Genomic DNA, 16,884 nt, shown 5'->3' with positions numbered 1-16,884 from the left:
GATTGGAGCATTGCCATGCTCGTTGACTTCGACAGCGGATACAGCCAGCAGCCATTTCACGATCTATGCGCCGACTACCCCGGCCCTGAGGCCTATGATCCACACGATTTCCGGGTCGAATGGGGTCCGATCTTTCACCGCGGCCGGCTCGACGGATCAGCGCGCGTGCTCGTAATCGGTCAGGATCCCGCCCAGCACGAAACGATCGTGCGCCGGATCCTGATTGGCACTGCGGGCCGGCGGACCCAGGGCTTTCTGACGAAGCTCGGCATCACGCAGAGCTATGTGATGGTGAACACCTTCCTGTACAGCGTCTACGGACAGAGCGGCGGCAACAAGCACAAGAACGAGCCGGGCATCGTCCTCTATCGCAACAAATGGTTCAAGGCCGTCCTGGGGCTCGGCAGCATCGAAGCCGTTGTCTCGCTTGGCAGTCTTGCGGACGACGCCTGGCACGCCTGGCTCATGACCGCAGATGGCGCCGCCTACAAGGCCCTTGCATATCAGCACATTCCTCATCCGACTTGGCCGGAGAGCTCCGCACCCGATGCCGCGACGCAGGCGGCGAATACCAAGGTCATGCTGACCAAGTGGAATGCCGCGCTGACAGCTCTCGGACCGCAGATCAAGCATCCCGACGCAGCAGCCGCACTCGTGCCGTATGGCGACGCCTTCAAGCTTTCCGAGCTGGTCGACATCATCGCAAAGGATATTCCGGCGGGCCTGCCGGTCTGGATGCGCGGAGACGCACCATGGGCGACACGCCAGGGCGCTGACGCGGCGGCCAAGCGGCGCACGATCGCGATCACCGTCCCCGATGGAGTGATCCCATGAGCCCGGCCCCAATCGCGCCGAAACGATGGGCCCTGTCCGGGCGGATCGTGACCATGGCCGCCGAAGGCGACATCATCGACAGCGGAACGATCTTCATTGAGGATCATCGTATCGCTGCCGTGACGCCGAAGGGACAGTCCGCGCCGGCAGGCTTCGAGACCGTCGATGCGATCGACACCGGCGGCACCATCTACCCTGGCCTGATCGAGCTGCATAATCACCTGAGCTACAACATCCTGCCGCTCTGGCCCGTGCCGCAGCTGTACCAGAACCGCGACCAGTGGCAGAACGCGGCATCGTACAAGACCTCGGTGACCGGCCCGATGAGCGCGATTGCGCTTGCCGACGACGGCTCGCTGCTGCCGGCGTTGGTTCGCTACGTCGAAGCCAAATGTCTGGTCGCCGGCACGACGACGAGCCAGGGGATCACGCTGTCGAACTGGAGCGGGACGATCCACAAATACTACAAGGGAGCGCTGCGCGCCGTCGAGATCGGCAGCCCTCCCGATCTGCCGCGGGCACACTCGAAGATCCCCGATGTGGACGCCCAGGATTGGGCGAAGTTCGACAACGAGCTCAAGTCGTCGGCATGCTTTCTGCTTCATCTCAGCGAGGGCATCGATGCCAAGGCGCATAGTCATTTCCTTGCGCTGAAGAATGCCGCGGGAACGTGGGCGATCGAGCCGTCGCTGGCCGGCATCCATTGCACGGCGCTCGACGCGACCGACTTCTCCACGATGGCCGAGCACAAGGCCAAGGTCGTGTGGTCTCCCCTGAGCAATCTGCTGCTGTACGGGAAGACGACGGATGTCGTCGCCGCACGTGCGGCCGGCCTCACCATCGCGCTCGGCTCGGACTGGTCGCCGTCGGGCAGCAAGAATCTGCTGGGCGAGCTGAAGGCTGCGAAGGTCGTATCAGCGCATTTCGGGCTCGGATTCAGCGCCTACGACATCGTCTTGATGGCGACGCGCAATCCGGCTGAGATCCTGAAATGGGATGGAAAGCTGGGAACGATCGCGAATGGCAAGTTTGCCGATCTCCTCGTCGTCAACGGCCGGGATGGCGATCCTTATGATCATCTGATCAAGTCGCGCGAGCAGGATATCGCTTTGGTGACGATCGGTGGGCAACCGCATTACGGATCGAAGAAGGCCATGCAACAGGCCGGAGGGAGCGGCGAGGACCTCGTGATCGGAGGGACGGCGCGGCTGATCGACTTCACCTCGCCCGATCAGGATCCCGGCATCGAGAAAATCACGCTGGCGGAGGCGACCAGCCGGTTGGGCGCCGCGCTCGGCAATCTCGGCACGCTGCAGCACCATAGCCTCGCCATGAGTGCGGCGATCGCCAGCGGAAAGGTGTCGCGTCATGGTTGGCGCCTCGCGCTCGACGAGCAGTTCGGCAACAATGTCCAATTGCGACCGCGGCTCGAATATAACGGCATTCGGACCGGTCCCGATTTGCGTGCCGTCACAGCCGCGGCGGCGCCGCTGCATCCGATCAAGCTGGACGGTCTCGCTGTGGTCGATGATCCCGTCTTCATCACCACGTTGACGGGCGAGACCAATCTTCCAGCGGGGATCAGCGCCGCGATCGCTGCTTTCTATTAGTTATAGCTGACCATTAAACCTCAGAATCTCTGCTTGCAGGGCCGTGCCATTTCAAGCCCGACACACGAGGCCAAAAATCCCGACCTCAAGCGATTGCGCTCCATACAACCATAGATTACAGTGACTCACGTTAATTGATTTTTATTCTTCGCATTGAAAGCCTTTTCAAACCGTTAGGTTAAGGGCCTTGCTCTTATGGCTTTAAAAAAGATTTATTTGCCGCACCTCAATCGAACCGTAAAAATGGGGCGACGCAGACCGGTCGCCCGGGGGCCCCGGCTCTTCCTCAAGAACTACCTGCTGCCGAAGCTTCCCAAGCCACCTCCTGCCGTCGATTACAGTGCGCCGGCTAAGCCGGTTCTCGATAACGACTATCTCAATTCCCAGTTGGGTGACTGCGTTATAGCGAGCGGCTATCACGTGGTCGGCGTGGAGACAGGCAACGCCAATGACCTGTTTACGGCTTCCTCGCAGCAGATTATCGCAGACTACAGCGCGATCGGCGGATATGTTCCGGGGGACGACAGCACCGACAATGGTTGCGATGAGTCGACAGCCCTCAACTACTGGTTCGAACACGGCTTCGCTAACGGGACCAAGCTTCTCGGATCACTAGCGGTGGATCCGACGAACAGGAACGAGTTGGCCGCGGCGCTTTATCTGTTCGAGAACCTGTTTCTCGGGCTGGAGCTTCCTAACAAATGGATAAGTCCGGCACCTTCTGCGCCTAATTTTGTCTGGGACGCAGCTGGGCCGCCCGTCGAGAAAAATGGGCATTGCGTTGCTGGCGTCGGATACACCGCGGATGGTGTGATCATCGACAGCTGGGGTCTTCTCGGCACCATGACGTGGAAGGCGATCAAGAAGTACTGCTCCGCCGCGAACCATGGTGATGCTTACGTATTGTTCACGCCCGATCAGCTCGAAAAGGGGAAGGACAAAGCTCCGAACGGCGTCGATTGGGCTCAGCTGATCAAGGATTTCAACTCGCTGGGCGGCAAGATTCCTGTTCCCCCGCCGAAGCCACCCAAGCCCCCTAAACCGCCCAAGCCTCCAAAGCCACCCAAGCCTCCCCCAAAGCCTCCTAAACCTCCGAAACCACCCAAGCCGCCAAGTCCACCGCCCAATGGTAGCGGCACCACGGGCATTGCAAGATCGGCGTGGGTGCCGCCGGCGTCACCAGCCTATCCGGCATACGCGACTCCCCCGGATGCGCCGTCCCCTCCGCCGCCCCCGTTGTCCGACTTCGGTCAGCGTGCAGTCAGCAAGTTGATCCGATCGTCCGCCCTCGGTGTGGTGGGTGTTGTTGGACTGGTCGTGGTCGGCGTGGTTGCAGTCGTCGCGCTCGGCGATGGCGTGATGCGCGAGTCGAAGGAGGAATAAGGTTCGCGTCACGGTCGAACCGCTTGAAGGCGCTCCTCGATAGCGGAATGCTCGTCGTTACAAAGACCGGAATGAGCAGCCAAAACATGCGAATCACGCCGGTGAGTGTCATTATTCCAGTCAGGAATGAGGGCGACCGGATCGTACAAACGGTGGAGTCGATTCTGTCGGGACGATCGCGCTCGTTTCCGGTGGAGATCGTCGTCGTTGACGACGGATCAACGGACAATTCATGTGACGGCCTAATGCCGGTCGCGGATTGCTACGGCGAGGCCAGCCTCGTCGTGATACGTCTCGAAAGCTGGTCGGGAATCCCCTTCGCCCGCAATCGCGGAGCGCGCGTGGCGCGCTATCCCATCTATGTCATCACCGATGGCAATACCCGTTTCCCCCCGAACTGGGACTTGCCCATCTGGCAGAACCTCGCGAGCCGACGAATCCTCGCTGCAACCATCGGCGACATGGCGTCCTCGTTTCGCGGCTATGGTTGTCAGCTGCTGCTACCGTCGATGGGCGTCACCTGGATACCCAAAGCCGACGGATATGGCGGCTTCGCACCGATAGCCGCGTGTACCGGCACGGTGATCGAACAATCGACATTTTGGCGGCTCGGCGGTTATGACGAGTCATTGCCGCTCTACGGCGCGGCCGAGCCCGAATTCAGCCTCCGCGCGTGGTTGAGCGGCTGTGAGATCAGAACTGTTCCGGAGCTACTGATAAGTCATCGCTTCCGGCCGCGGTCCGATGTTGGCTCGTTCCTTCAAGACAACAGCGCGGTGCTTCACCGCAACTATCTACGCTTTGCCTGCTGCTATCTGCCGAAAGAACTGCTCGTTCAGACATACGACTATTATGCGACGCTTGCACCTGCTGCTCTCGCGAGCTGGCTGGCCGAAGTCGCCAGCAATGGAATTTGGAATCACCGTGCTCGATTGCACCAGTCCTTCTCGCGGGATTTCCGCTGGTTTGCCGACAAATTTTCCCTGCTCAAGGAGCGATGCGATGGCGACTAGCCCAGCCGAACAAGCGTGTCCCTGCCGAACCCGCATCAGCGCGGACGCAAAACGTCCGCCTCCGGATGCCGGCAGCTTTCAGATGGTCCAGCGATGACGGATCGCGCCATTCGCGACCTCTGGATAACTGCCTGCATCCCGACTTACCGGTGCAACTCGTATCTCTATCACTCGGTCACGAGCCTCCTTGAACAATCGCACCGGAAAATCCGGGTGATCGTCGTTAGCGATGGCGATCCCACCAACCCGTGGCCTATTTTGTCCCAGATCGACGATCCAAGGCTGATTCGATTTGACCTGGGAGAAAACCGGGGGCCCTACTTCTGTCGGGCTGTAGCCGCCGCAGCAACGGAGGATCCGTTCCTGCTAGTGCAGGATGCCGACGATTGGAGCGTTCCCACCCGCGTCGAGACCTTGTTGAATAAGCTCTGCACAAACCGATCCGATTATGCTTTTTCGACGTTGCGCCGGTTTCACGATCGTCATGACCGAATTGAAGCCGGCGAACGAATTTTTTCGGCCGGACCGCAAGGATTGCTAGACCAACGGCTGCAGTATCGAGCGCCTCATCATGGATTGTTTCGGCGGTCGTCGCTCGCCGCTCTCGGAGGGTTCTATGGTGGCTTCAAATTCGGCTACGATGTTCTCCTGACCAATCTTTTTCTGCTTGCCGGATCGGTGTCCTGGACGAGCGAGGTCCTGTATTGGCGCAGGATGAGACCAGACTCCCTGACTTCGGCGGCGACTACGGGCCTTGGGTCGCATGCCAGACTGCGCGTCAATGCCGACCTGAAGGAGATGTACCGGCATTGTCACGACGCTTACGCCAATTATCTGCACGGAAAGATCGACGGCAAAACCCTCCTTCGGTTCATCCGCGCGAGGATAGAGGCCGAGCGGGGTGCTTCGTGCGAACACCAGATAAGATACCATGCCGCACGTCTGCGTAGCATCATGCACGATCAGCGCTACAGCAATTCTCGGATCAGGACGGTTTGACTGCTCCCATGCCATATACCGTCGTGACAGTTTCACATGCGCTGGATCAACCGCTCCTAGAGCTCCAGGCTTGTTCGCTGCACCGGTTTCTCGATGATCGTGACGGCTTCGTTAGCAGCATCGTCGTCATCGACAACTCCGATGAGGGAGAGCTCGATCGGACCCGGCTCTTCAACTGCTACGGCCGGCTGGCGCCGCGGGTGCGCTTCATGCAAGCCTGTGCATTTGGTGCATTTCCGCATACGGCGGGCTGGTTTCGCCAGCAGGCTCTGAAGCTGATGGTTGCCCGCACGATCGAGACGCCTCGCTACATTGTGCTGGATGCGAAGAACCATTTGGTCAATCCGTTGTCGCGAGCCTATCTCGAGACGGTCGACGGGCAATTCATGCGTTCATATGTCCGGAATTTCCAGCAGCATCCTTTGCGCGCCTACTTCGAGAGCACGTGCCGGTATTTTCGGATCGACGAGGCCGCAATTAGGAAATTCATGCCACCCATCACTCCGTTTGTTCTCTCGGCCTCCGTCGTCCGTGAGTTGATCGAATACGTTGAAGCTCGCGAGAAGACGATATTCTCATATGCGTTTCTCGAGCGCGCGAGAAGCAAGCAGATGACTGAGTTTGCGCTGTATGCCGGCTACCTGCTGCATACTTATGGCGACTTTTCGGATTTATACAGATTCGATGGCCAGGAATGTCCCGTCATTTGGCAGCTCAGCGACAAGTCGGAAGCAGCGAGAAGGCTGGCCGAAGCGCGGGAATCGCCGTTTCTGGCAGTTCATAGAAATGCTTTCGCGACCTTCGACAGAGATACTACACACGCAGTTGCGCGGTTTTGGCAGACCCGTGGACTGTTCCAATCGAAAGAGCAGGCCTGCTCGTTCATAGAGGCGTGCGCCCAGCGATTTGGCTGACATCCTTCGAACCAAGCTTTTCCATGCTCGATGATGCCGCTATTCCGCCGGGCACGCCGCAACTGCGGCCTGCCTGCGGTCGAGCTGAAGGCTCCACAGCGCCAGCACGAGTCCAATTGCGGTGATCCCGGCCGCAACCAGCGGCAGCGCGGAAAGGCCGAACCCGCGATCGATGGTGATGCCGCCTGCCCAGGCGCCGAGCGCGTTGCCGAGATTGAACGCGGCGATGTTGAGGCTCGAGGCGAGCGTGCGGCCGCTCGAGCCGGCCGCCTCCAGCACGCGCAACTGCAACGGCGCGACGGTCGCAAACGACGCGATGCCAAGCAACAGGATCAGCGCAATGGTGGGGATCTTGACCGACAGCACAGCGGAGAGGCCAAGCAACACGATGGCGAGCGCGGCCAGCGTGCCGGTCAGCGCAAGCGCGAGACCACGATCGGCGAGCTTGCCGCCGGCGACGTTGCCGATCGCAAGCCCGACACCGAACACCAGCAGGATCGGCGAAACCGAGGCTTCCGAAAAGCCGGTGAAGCGCGTCAGGATCGGCTGGATATAGGTGAAGACGACGAACAGGCCGGCAAAGCCGAACACGGTCATGGCGAGGCCGAGCAGCACCTGTCCTCGCCCGAGCACGGCAATCTCCTCGGCCAGCGAGATCGGCTTGTCGCCGTTACCGACGTGACCTGGCACCAGCGCCGCCACCACCGCAAAGGCGATCACGCCGATCACGGTCACCGCCCAGAATGCCGCGCGCCAGCCGAGCATCAGGCCGAACCAGGCGCCGAAGGGCACGCCAAGCAGTGTCGCGACCGTGAGGCCGATGAACATGGTCGAGATCGCGGAGGCGCGCTTGTCCTCGGCGACGAGGCTGGTCGCCACCACCGAGCCGACGCCGAAGAAGGTACCGTGGGCCAGCGAGGTCAGCACCCGCGCGGCCATCAACAATTCGTAGTTCGGCGCGAGCGCACAGGCTGCATTGCCGAGCGTAAAGATCGCCATCAGCGCCAGCAGCACGGTCTTTCGCGGCAGCCGCCGGGTCGCTAGCGTCAGCACAGGCGCGCCGACGAACACGCCGAGCGCATAGCCGGAGATGAGCAGGCCCGCGACCGGCACTGACACATGCATGTCGGCCGCGACCTGGAGCAGCAGGCCCATGATGATGAATTCGGTGGTGCCGATGCCGAAGGCACCGGCGGTGAGCGCGAGAACGGCGGGAGGCATGCGTTGCTCCGATGAATGAAGACGAGCCACGCAGATAGCCGCGCCGCAGCAAAACCATTAGAATGTCCGCAATCCAATCATTTGTGACGTGAATTCAACATGGCCCGTTTCGACACCAACCGCTCCGCCGAGATGGAGGTTTTCGTCCGCGTCCTCGACCTCGGCGGCTTCACCCAGGCCGCGCGAAAACTCCGCCTAACCCCATCAGGCGTCAGCAAGCTGATCTCACGGCTGGAGGCGCGGCTCGGCTCGCGGCTGATCAACCGAACCACGCGCAAGCTCACGCTGACGGAGGAAGGCCAGGCCTTCTACCAACGCGCCGTGCGCATCCTCGGCGAGATGGAGGAAGCCGAACGTGAAGCCGCATCCGGCGCCACGCCCCGCGGCCGCCTCACGGTCAACAGCAACATCCCCTTCGGCATGCTGCACGTGATGCCGCTGATTCCGCGCTTTCTCGCCAAACATCCCGACGTCACGCTCGACCTCGTGCTGACCGACACCCTGATCGACCTGATGCAGGAGCGCGCCGATGTCGCCATCCGCGCAGGTCCCCTGCGCACGTCACGTCTCGTCGCGCGAAAACTTGGCTCCAGCCGCATGGTCGTGGTCGGCGCGCCGGATTACCTTGCCCGCGCGGGCATACCGAAGTCGCCGGCGGATCTCGCCGAGCACCGTGGCATCGGCTGGACCTTTCCGCGCTCGATCCGCGGCTGGCCGTTCAAGCGCGGCGAGCACACCGAGGAAGCCGTGCCGCCGCCGGCCGCCCGCGCCAGCGATGGCGAGATAGCCCGCCGCCTTGCGCTCGGCGGCGTCGGGCTTGCCCGCCTTGCCCTCTTCCACATTGGCCCCGACATCGAAGCCGGCCGCCTCGTGCCGGTGCTGCAAAACTATAATCCCGGCGACCGCGAAGACATCCACGCCGTCTATGTCGGCCATACGGCGCCGCTGCCGGCGCGGGTGCGCGCATTCATCGATTTCCTCGCGGAGCATGTGCGGGTGAGCGATCCCGCGCTGAAGCGCGCAGGGGACGGGCGGTGGAAGTTGGTGTGATAAGTCCGGTTGGCGGAGAGAGGGGGAACCGGGCTCGGACCTTCGCCGGGCCACGACACGACGATGGAACTTTCCATACCCCACCATGTGACGCAATAGTTTCGCGCAGACACTCGAGAACGGGTGGCCGCCGCAATTTTCGTCATGCTGACGATAAACTGATCCAGCAATATGCACGCATATGCAGGTCACGATTTCGGCAGCAGAAATCGTGCGAGCATCCGTTCAACATTTCGTTCAGAGACAGCAACTGCTTGACAGACATTTTCAGCCATCGCAGTTTTAGGTTGAATAGCCCTCGCATGATTTTGCTTTGCTCGTTTGATTTTCCAAGCACCGAACGTGGAGCATTCATATGACGGTTATTCCTCCCGCCAGTGGCATTACCATCCACAATGGCGACACGATGGATGTCAGTGGCGGCGCTTCCGTCGATAACACGACGATCCAAACTGGCGGCTTGCAGACGGTCGGCGGATCTTTCTCAACGAGCACGGCAACCCACACTGTCATCGATGGCGGAGAACAGGACGTTATCTTCGACGGCGTCGCCAGCTACACGACCATCAACCAGGGCGGAATCCAGCGCATAACTGGCGAATTTGTCCATGAAGGTCCAACTCCCGGCGAGGTTGATCACACCACGATCAATGACGGCGGCGAGCAGGACGTCGACACGGGCATCGCAACGACGACGACCGTCAATTCCGGCGGCGTCCAGAACGTGACGAACGGCGGCAGCGCCAGCGGCACGATCGTCAATTCCGGCGGCGTTCTCAAAGTTTCAGGTGAAACCGTGGAAACGGCGCCGGTGTATCCGCCGCCGGTTATCCAAAGCGTGGCGACCGCGGCAACCATCAACTATCAGGGTGAATTCGACGTCACTGGCGGCGGGACTGCAGTGAACACCATCGTCAACGGCGGCGCCATGACCGTCTCGGGATCGATACCGGATCCGTTCGCCAACGTCCCGGGCCAGCCCGCCGTCGACGCCAGCATGGCGACCGGCACCACCGTCGAAAGTTTTGGAATCCTGACGGTATCGAACGGAGCGTTGGTATCCGGGACCACCCTCCAAAACTTCGGCAGGCTGAATGTGGATGCAGGTGGCACAGCGACCGGCACGATAATCAATTACGGAACGATGCAACTGTCCGCTGGCGCAACCGCGACCAACACGACCGTCAATCAGTACGGCGCTTTAATCGTGCTTGGTAACGCCAATTTTTCGGGGACAGTCTTCAACGCCGGCAGCACTCTCGAGATCGGCGACGGCACGATCGAGAACGGATTTACGGTCGCGAAGAGCGTGACGCTAGCGGTTTTGGACGGCGGTGTCCTCAATAACAGTAGTATCTCCGCAGGCGGAACGCTTATCGCTGAAGCCGGCGCGACGCTGTCCAATACCACCTTCCAGAGTGGCGCAACGTTTATTATCGACTATGGCTACACGGAAAACGGCTTCACCGTGTCGAACGGCATACTCTTTGAGGTGTTCGGCACAGCCACGAACACGACGATATCAGCGGGCGGCAAGGAAATCTTAGGTAACTACGGCGAAGGAGGCACCGCCAGCAACACCGTTATCAATGGCGGCGAACAGGATGTTGGACTTATCTCCACCGCGAGTTACACCACGATCAACATGGGCGGCATTCAGCGTGTAACCGGCCTCTATATACACGATGAGCCGGGTCCAGGGCGGGCCGATCATACGACCGTCAACAATGGCGGCGCGCAAGATGTCGATACTGGCATCGTCACGTCAACGACCGTCAATGCCGGCGGCGTCCAGCATCTCACCAATGGGGGCATTGCCAGCGGCACAATTGTCAAATCAGGCGGCATCGTCAATGCTTCGGGAGAAACCGTCTATCATTCTCCCGGGGGCCAATACGCCTTCGTCATCAGAAGTGAAGTCGATTCAGCTGTCGTCGGCAGCGGCGGCCAATTGCACCTGTCCGGGGCGGGGATCGCCAAGAACGCCACTATCAATGGCGGTGTAATGACGGTTTCGGGGTCGATTGCAGACCCCACGAGCGACCCAAGCGCACCGGCGGTCGACGCCAGCACAGCGAGCGGAACGATGCTCAATTCAGGAAGCATCTCCGTCTCGGACGGCGGCATCGTCACTTCCACGACTTTGAACGGCGGCATGCTTGATGTGCTGGATCAAGGCACTGCGAACGCGTCGACAATTTATCGTGGCGCCGCGGAACTCGTCGAATCGGGTGGCGTTGTCGGCGCGACCACGATCGCCGGCGGCACGCTCGATCTCAAGGCGGGCGCGATGTCGGACGACGCGATCACCTTCTCCGGCCAAGGCACATTCAAGATTGAGCAGAAGCTGGTTTCGGGCCCATCGACCTTTGCAAGCCAGATCAAGGGCGTCTCGCTGGGCGACCAGATCGATCTTTCCGGTCTGTCCTATTCCAGCGGCGCGACGGCGACTGTATCCGACTCGAAGCTCACGGTCAGCAACGGTGCGGCCAGCGAGACCTTCTCACTGGCGGATACGTCGGTTACGCGTTTCGGCATCACGAAAGACGGCTCCGGCGGCATTCTGCTGACGGCCGCAGCGCTGCCCTCCATCGCTGGAGTCGTATCGGGACAAGCGACCAGCAACGAAGCTGCGATCAATCCATTCGCGACCGTAACGATCACAGATCCAAACGCGGGAGCAACGGATAGCCTCCTCATCACCCTCGCGGGCGCGGCCGGCATTCTGTCCGGGACAGGATTGACCTCGCTTGGAAATGGAATCTACGAGCTTGCAGCGACCAGCGCTGACAAGCTGACCGCCGAACTGCACGCGCTCACCTTTGTGTCCTCGCCGCACGGAGACGGCAGCGCAACGACCATATTCACGCTGAGCGACACAAGCAGCGTGGGCTTGACCGTCAGCGACGCCTACACCTCTGTCATAGACACACATCAAGCCGGTCCCACGACGATCGACGGCCCCGCATCCGGTTATGCGACTATTCAGGGCACGACGGGCGACGACATCATCCACGCCTACGGCTCGTTCAATATTATCCACGGAAATGGCGGGAACGACACGATCTATGCCGGACTATACGGCACGGTTGATGTGCCGAGCGGCGACAGCACCGTCCACCTGGAGGGGTTCGGCAACCGCGTAACCGGTGGCGACGGCAATATCACGGTGACGGGATCGACAGGCGCCACCATGATTACGCTCGGTCATGGCAACGACACCATCGACGCCAGCGGCTACGGGAACATCATCGCGCTGGGCAACGGCGATAATCTTGTCCATCCCGGTGACGGCACCAGCCTAACGACGGCTGGCAACGGCAACGACCAAGTGACGCTCTCCGGATTTGGCAACACGGTCATGCTTGGAAATGGCAACGATCTCGTCACGGGCGGAGGCGGCGCCAACAGCGTCACGCTCGGTGATGGCGACAACACCGTGAATCTCGGCGGGATGGTCAACCAGATCACCGTCGGTTCCGGAACGAACACGATCATAGCCGGCAACGGAGCGGATAACGTCGTTGCTGGCGCGGGCCACGATACAATCACACTTGGCGGAGTCGCCAATCACGTGGCGCTCAACGGGTCCACGGCAAGTGTGACAAACCAGATTGGCCTGGACGTCATTACCGTCAATGGCGGATCGGACCAGTTCAACTTTGTCGGGTTCGGCAATCAGGCGATCATCAATGGCCCGGCCCATGTCGACATCAACGATCACGGCACGGGTCTGACCGTCTCTGTCAACTCCAGCAGCCAAATCGATACGATCTCCGGATTTGGTAATGACCCGCTCGGCGTCATCGACCTTGGAAACGGCGCAGGCAATTACCACTCCGTCGCCGACATCATGAGCGCGCTAAAGAGCGACGGACATGGCGGGACCCAGCTTGCCCTGGGCAGTGCTCCTAACGCAGGGTCTCTCGATTTCATCGACACCGCGATCAGCCAGTTGCACGCATCGAACTTTGTGATCGTGTAAAGAGAGTGGCAGTCGATCCGCGTCGATGTACGGGCTGTTTGTTATCTCGGCGCGTGGGCACCTACGGTCCTCGCTACCACTAACCAGCTGCCCGCTGCACCTCAGGCCTCGGTGTAGGCTGGAAATAGGAAACTGGCTAACCGGTCTTGCCGAGAGCTTTCAGGATAAAGCGTATCTGGTCGCGCAGACGTGCTTCGGTTCCGTCGTGCTGAACGCAGTGCTCGATCAGAATTGGATGAAAGAATGGCGTGAACGCGGATCTAACCGCCCGCGCCGCTTGCACGGCATCCTCGACGTCGAACTCGCCCGCTTCGGTGCCTTCGCGTATGATCGCCTCAGAAATCGTCAGCATCCGCTCGATATGCGCCTTGAGATTGGCCAGTTTCCCTGCGTGGCAGCGACGATCAACTCGTGCATGGGCCGTGCCCCGACCAGCATCATCTTGTTGTGGTGGTGAACGGCGGTCAGAAGCTGGTCGAGTTTCTCCCCGGCCGGCGCGTTGGTGCGTGCGATCGCGAAAGCGATGTCGGCAACCTCGTTCATGAGACGCCCGCAGACGGACTCGTTGATTGCATTCCTGGAAGGAAAGAAACGGTAGATATTGGCCGGGCTCATGCCGAGTTCAGCGGCGATGTCGGCCACCGACGTCCTGTGATGACCGACGCGGCGAAAGCGCTCCTCCGCCGCTCCCAGTATCCGCGCGCGGGCCTCGTCGGACTCTTTTCCCGTTCGGACCGGACGATCCATTGGAGTAACGGAGCCTTATTCGGCAGCCATTGCTGGTCGCAATTCCGGCTCCTCGCGCGAGACCTCGTGCATATCATCTGCGGTGGGCTTGATCCGAAACCAGGCAGCGTAAAGCGCGGGGAGGAACAGCAGGATCAACACCGTTCCGACTGCGGTGCCGCCGATCAGCGTATAGGCCATCGACCCCCAGAAAACGGAATGCGTGAGGGGGATGAACGCTAGCACGGCAGCAAGTGCGGTCAGGATCACAGGCCTCGTGCGCTGCACCGTTGCCTCGATAACGGCGTGATAGTCATCAAGTCCGGCGGCAAGGTTCTCCTTGATCTGTTCGGTCAAGATCAGGGTGTTGCGCATCAGGATGCCCGCCAGTCCAATCAGGCCCAGAATCGCATTGAATCCGAAGGGCTGGTGAAAGGTCAGCAGCATCGGCACGACACCAACGAGGCCAAGCGGTCCCGTCAGCACGACCATGGCCATCGTCGAGAAGGATCGCACCTGCAGCATGATGACGATCAGCATGGCAGCGATCATGGCGGGAAAGATCGTCGCCAGCGCGTCGTTGGCCTTGGTTGCCTCCTCGATCGATCCGCCCAACTCGATACGATAGCCGGCCGGCAGGGATGCGATCAGCGGCTGAAGGGCGATCTTGATCTCCTTAGAGACCTCCGGAGGTTGGGTCGCCTCATTGATGTCGGAGCGTATCGTGACGACAGGGATGCGATCGCGGCGCTTCAGAATCGGCTCTTCAAATCGGACTTCCGAATGGCCGACCTGATCGAGCGGAATTGATCGGCCGTCCCGGCTCGTCAACGAAAAATCCGCCAGGCGCGCCGGATCCAGTCGCTCACCGCCGGCGCTGCGCGCCACGATGGGGACATTGCGGATGTCCTCGCGGACCTGCGTAACCGTGATGCCGGTGAGGAGGAACTGGAGCTGCCGGCCCACTTCGGCTGGCGAAAGGCCGATGAGGTTCAATCGATCCTGATCCGGGATGAAACGGAGCACGGGCGTACGATCACCCCAGTCGCGATTCGCCTGCCGCACGTCGGGAACGCCGCGCATGACCTCGAGGGCCCTTTGAGAAGCCGCGTATAATTGGGCGGGGTCGGGACCCATGACCCGAAACTCCACAGGGAAAGGCGTATAGGGTCCGAACACGAGCTGGGTGACGCGTACATTGGCCTCAGGTGCAAGGCCCTGTGACACCGCCTGTCGGAGCCGATGCTTCAAAGCCTCGCGCGCCTCCGCGTCCGGCGTCAGCACGACGATCTTGGCGAAGGCCGGATCAGGCAGCTCCGGCGCCATCGCGAAGAAGAAGCGGGGAGCGCCCTGACCGACATAGCTCGTGACGATCTTGGCCGCCGGCTGGTCCTGCAGCCAGTGTTCGACTTTCTCGACCGTGGCGGTTGTCGTCTCGATGCTGGTGCCTTCCGGCAGGCGAACCTCCACCAGCACTTCGGGGCGGTCGGACGTCGGGAAGAACTGCTGCTTGACTCCGCCCATGCCGACGACGGAAAGCGCGAAAGCGATGGCGACGATGCCGCAGGTAACGAACTTGTGGCGCACGGCGAAGGTAATGAGCGCGCGCAGGCGCCGATAGTTCGGCGTACCGTAGATCGCGTGGTGACCACCTTCGATCGGTTTGATCGCGGGCAACATCTTGACGCCCAGATAGGGCGTGAAGACCACCGCGACGATCCAGGAGACGACGAGAGCGAACCCCACGACCCAGAAGATGTTGCCGGCGTATTCGCCGGCCGTCGAGCGGGCGAAGCCCACCGGCAGGAAGCCGGCGATCGTCACGAGTGTGCCCGACAGCATCGGCGCCGCAGTGTGGCTCCACGCATAGGCCGCCGCCGAGATGCGGTCCATGCCCTCTTCCATTTTCACCACCATCACCTCGATTGCGATGATGGCATCGTCGACGAGAAGACCAAGCGCCAGGATCAGGGCGCCGAGCGTGATGCGGTCGAAGAACCGGCCGGTCTCCAGCATGATGAGGAACACGACGGCGAGCGTCAGGGGGACGGCAGCCGCGACAACGATGCCGACGCGCCAGCCGAGGCTGAGCAGGCTGACCAGCAGCACCACGCCGAGTGCCATCGCGAACTTCATCATGAACTCGTCAACCGCCGAGGTGATGTTGACGGCCTGATCGCTGACCTTGGCCAGGCTCATCCCGAGTGGCAGTGTCCGAGCGATAGCTGCGGACCGCTCCTCTAGTGCCGTGCCGAGCGCGAGACCATTCCAGCCCTCCTGCATAACGGCCGCGAGCATGATTGTGGGCTCACCCTGGTGTCGGATGATGTAGGTGGGTGGATCCTCGTAGCCGCGGCGGACCTCGGCAATGTCGGAAAGCTTCAGCGTTCGCCCGGCAGCGACGATCGGCGTGTCGGCGATCGCCTGAACGCTGTCGTAAGCACCATCGACCCGGATGAAGACCTGCGGCCCCTTGGTGTCGATCGAGCCTGCCGGTGTGACCGTGTTCTGCCGCTGCAAGGCGGCAACAATGTCCGGTGCCGATACGCCGAGGGTTGTCAGTTTGGCATAGGAAAACTCGATGAATATCTGCTCGGGGCGTTCCCCGAGGATGTTGATCTTCTTGACGCCGGGTACATGCAGGAGATCCTGGCGAATGGTCTCGGCTTGCCTGGCGAGTTCGCGCATCGGCATGCCGTTGGCCTTGAGGGCATAGAGGGCGAAGCTCACGTCCGAATATTCGTCGTTGACGAAGGGGCCGAGCACGCCAGGGGGCAGCTTGCGCGCTTCGTCCCCAAGCTTCTTGCGGGCCTGGTAGAATTCCTCCTGCACGCTCGATGGCGGCGTGCTGTCCTTCAGCGTAACCGTCATGTACGCATAGCCGGGCCGCGTCGTCGTCTCCACCCGGTCGTACCAGGTCAGTTCCTGAATCCGCTTCTCCAAGGGTTCGGCGACCTGGTCCTGCATCTCGCGTGCTGTCGCGCCCGGCCACACGGTGGTGACCGTCAGGGTCTTGATGGTGAAGGAGGGGTCCTCCGCCCGCCCGAGCATGAAGAAGGCGTAGGCGCCCGCGGCCGCCAGCAGGAGGATGAAGAACAGGGTGACGGCCCGTTCGCGAACAGCGATCGCGGAAAGATTGAGGTTCATCT

The 16,884-nt window shown here is 61.1% G+C and carries 12 protein-coding genes; 8 read left to right on the top strand and 4 right to left on the bottom strand.

Annotation, left to right across the window (positions count from 1 at the left end; all coding sequences use genetic code 11):
- Positions 1 to 15 precede the first annotated feature (15 nt).
- From ABIC09_RS00325 to ABIC09_RS00300, 6 genes are all read left to right on the top strand, one after another.
- On the top strand, positions 16 to 834 hold the full coding sequence (locus tag ABIC09_RS00325; RefSeq protein WP_354108069.1) for a uracil-DNA glycosylase family protein: 819 nt from the start codon (positions 16 to 18) through the stop codon (positions 832 to 834).
- Complete coding sequence (locus ABIC09_RS00320; protein ID WP_354108068.1) at positions 831 to 2,444, top strand: amidohydrolase family protein; 1,614 nt, start codon at positions 831 to 833, stop codon at positions 2,442 to 2,444. The genes ABIC09_RS00325 and ABIC09_RS00320 overlap by 4 nt, the downstream gene beginning before the upstream one ends.
- Positions 2,445 to 2,639: 195 nt before the next feature.
- A complete protein-coding gene (locus ABIC09_RS00315; RefSeq protein WP_187435415.1) occupies positions 2,640 to 3,827 on the top strand; it encodes a hypothetical protein in 1,188 nt (395 codons plus the stop codon).
- A 47-nt stretch (positions 3,828 to 3,874) separates the two neighbouring features.
- Complete coding sequence (locus ABIC09_RS00310; RefSeq protein WP_354108067.1) at positions 3,875 to 4,840, top strand: glycosyltransferase family 2 protein; 966 nt, start codon at positions 3,875 to 3,877, stop codon at positions 4,838 to 4,840.
- A gap of 15 nt (positions 4,841 to 4,855) precedes the next feature.
- Positions 4,856 to 5,839, top strand: a complete 984-nt coding sequence (locus tag ABIC09_RS00305; protein WP_354108066.1) for a glycosyltransferase family 2 protein — start codon at positions 4,856 to 4,858, stop codon at positions 5,837 to 5,839.
- A gap of 8 nt (positions 5,840 to 5,847) precedes the next feature.
- Positions 5,848 to 6,753, top strand: coding sequence for a DUF6492 family protein (locus ABIC09_RS00300; RefSeq protein ID WP_354108065.1), 906 nt, complete (start codon positions 5,848 to 5,850; stop codon positions 6,751 to 6,753).
- A gap of 39 nt (positions 6,754 to 6,792) precedes the next feature.
- Here the strand turns inward: ABIC09_RS00300 and ABIC09_RS00295 are convergent, their stop codons facing one another.
- Entirely contained in the window at positions 6,793 to 7,974 is a 1,182-nt protein-coding gene (locus ABIC09_RS00295) for an MFS transporter (protein WP_354036230.1), read from the bottom strand.
- 99 nt (positions 7,975 to 8,073) lie between these two features.
- Here ABIC09_RS00295 and ABIC09_RS00290 point away from each other — a divergent pair, with 99 nt between their 5' ends.
- Both ABIC09_RS00290 and ABIC09_RS00285 read left to right on the top strand, forming a co-directional pair.
- Complete coding sequence (locus ABIC09_RS00290) at positions 8,074 to 9,024, top strand: LysR family transcriptional regulator (RefSeq protein WP_354108064.1); 951 nt, start codon at positions 8,074 to 8,076, stop codon at positions 9,022 to 9,024.
- A gap of 355 nt (positions 9,025 to 9,379) precedes the next feature.
- Positions 9,380 to 13,009, top strand: a complete 3,630-nt coding sequence (locus tag ABIC09_RS00285; RefSeq protein ID WP_354108063.1) for a hypothetical protein — start codon at positions 9,380 to 9,382, stop codon at positions 13,007 to 13,009.
- 136 nt (positions 13,010 to 13,145) lie between these two features.
- On the opposite strand, the gene ABIC09_RS00280 is transcribed toward ABIC09_RS00285, so the two are convergent.
- The 3 genes from ABIC09_RS00280 to ABIC09_RS00270 are packed head-to-tail and all read right to left on the bottom strand — an operon-like array spanning position 13,146 to position 16,882.
- Positions 13,146 to 13,361 (bottom strand): hypothetical protein, encoded by a 216-nt coding sequence (locus tag ABIC09_RS00280; RefSeq protein ID WP_354108062.1) that lies wholly within the window; start codon positions 13,359 to 13,361, stop codon positions 13,146 to 13,148.
- Positions 13,355 to 13,756: a TetR/AcrR family transcriptional regulator gene (locus tag ABIC09_RS00275; RefSeq protein ID WP_354108061.1), complete on the bottom strand. Its 402-nt coding sequence runs from the start codon at positions 13,754 to 13,756 to the stop codon at positions 13,355 to 13,357. Before ABIC09_RS00275 ends, ABIC09_RS00280 begins: the two co-directional genes overlap by 7 nt.
- 15 nt (positions 13,757 to 13,771) lie before the next feature.
- Complete coding sequence (locus ABIC09_RS00270) at positions 13,772 to 16,882, bottom strand: efflux RND transporter permease subunit (RefSeq protein WP_354108060.1); 3,111 nt, start codon at positions 16,880 to 16,882, stop codon at positions 13,772 to 13,774.
- Positions 16,883 to 16,884: the final 2 nt, after the last annotated feature.

The sequence above is a fragment of the Bradyrhizobium sp. S3.12.5 genome, assembly GCF_040548225.1.
Taxonomy (GTDB): domain Bacteria; phylum Pseudomonadota; class Alphaproteobacteria; order Rhizobiales; family Xanthobacteraceae; genus Bradyrhizobium; species Bradyrhizobium cytisi.
Note: the sequence above shows the minus strand (reverse complement) of the source record. Positions and strands in the feature narration are given on the sequence as shown.

Coding starts and splice junctions, on each gene's coding strand:
- ABIC09_RS00295 (WP_354036230.1), bottom strand. CDS start 7,974: ATGCCTCCCGCCGTTCTCGCGCTCACCGCCGGTGCCTTCGGCATCGGC.
- ABIC09_RS00300 (WP_354108065.1), top strand. CDS start 5,848: ATGCCATATACCGTCGTGACAGTTTCACATGCGCTGGATCAACCGCTC.
- ABIC09_RS00270 (WP_354108060.1), bottom strand. CDS start 16,882: ATGAACCTCAATCTTTCCGCGATCGCTGTTCGCGAACGGGCCGTCACC.
- ABIC09_RS00285 (WP_354108063.1), top strand. CDS start 9,380: ATGACGGTTATTCCTCCCGCCAGTGGCATTACCATCCACAATGGCGAC.
- ABIC09_RS00320 (WP_354108068.1), top strand. CDS start 831: ATGAGCCCGGCCCCAATCGCGCCGAAACGATGGGCCCTGTCCGGGCGG.
- ABIC09_RS00325 (WP_354108069.1), top strand. CDS start 16: ATGCTCGTTGACTTCGACAGCGGATACAGCCAGCAGCCATTTCACGAT.
- ABIC09_RS00290 (WP_354108064.1), top strand. CDS start 8,074: ATGGCCCGTTTCGACACCAACCGCTCCGCCGAGATGGAGGTTTTCGTC.
- ABIC09_RS00280 (WP_354108062.1), bottom strand. CDS start 13,361: ATGCTGACGATTTCTGAGGCGATCATACGCGAAGGCACCGAAGCGGGC.
- ABIC09_RS00315 (WP_187435415.1), top strand. CDS start 2,640: ATGGCTTTAAAAAAGATTTATTTGCCGCACCTCAATCGAACCGTAAAA.
- ABIC09_RS00310 (WP_354108067.1), top strand. CDS start 3,875: ATGCTCGTCGTTACAAAGACCGGAATGAGCAGCCAAAACATGCGAATC.
- ABIC09_RS00275 (WP_354108061.1), bottom strand. CDS start 13,756: ATGGATCGTCCGGTCCGAACGGGAAAAGAGTCCGACGAGGCCCGCGCG.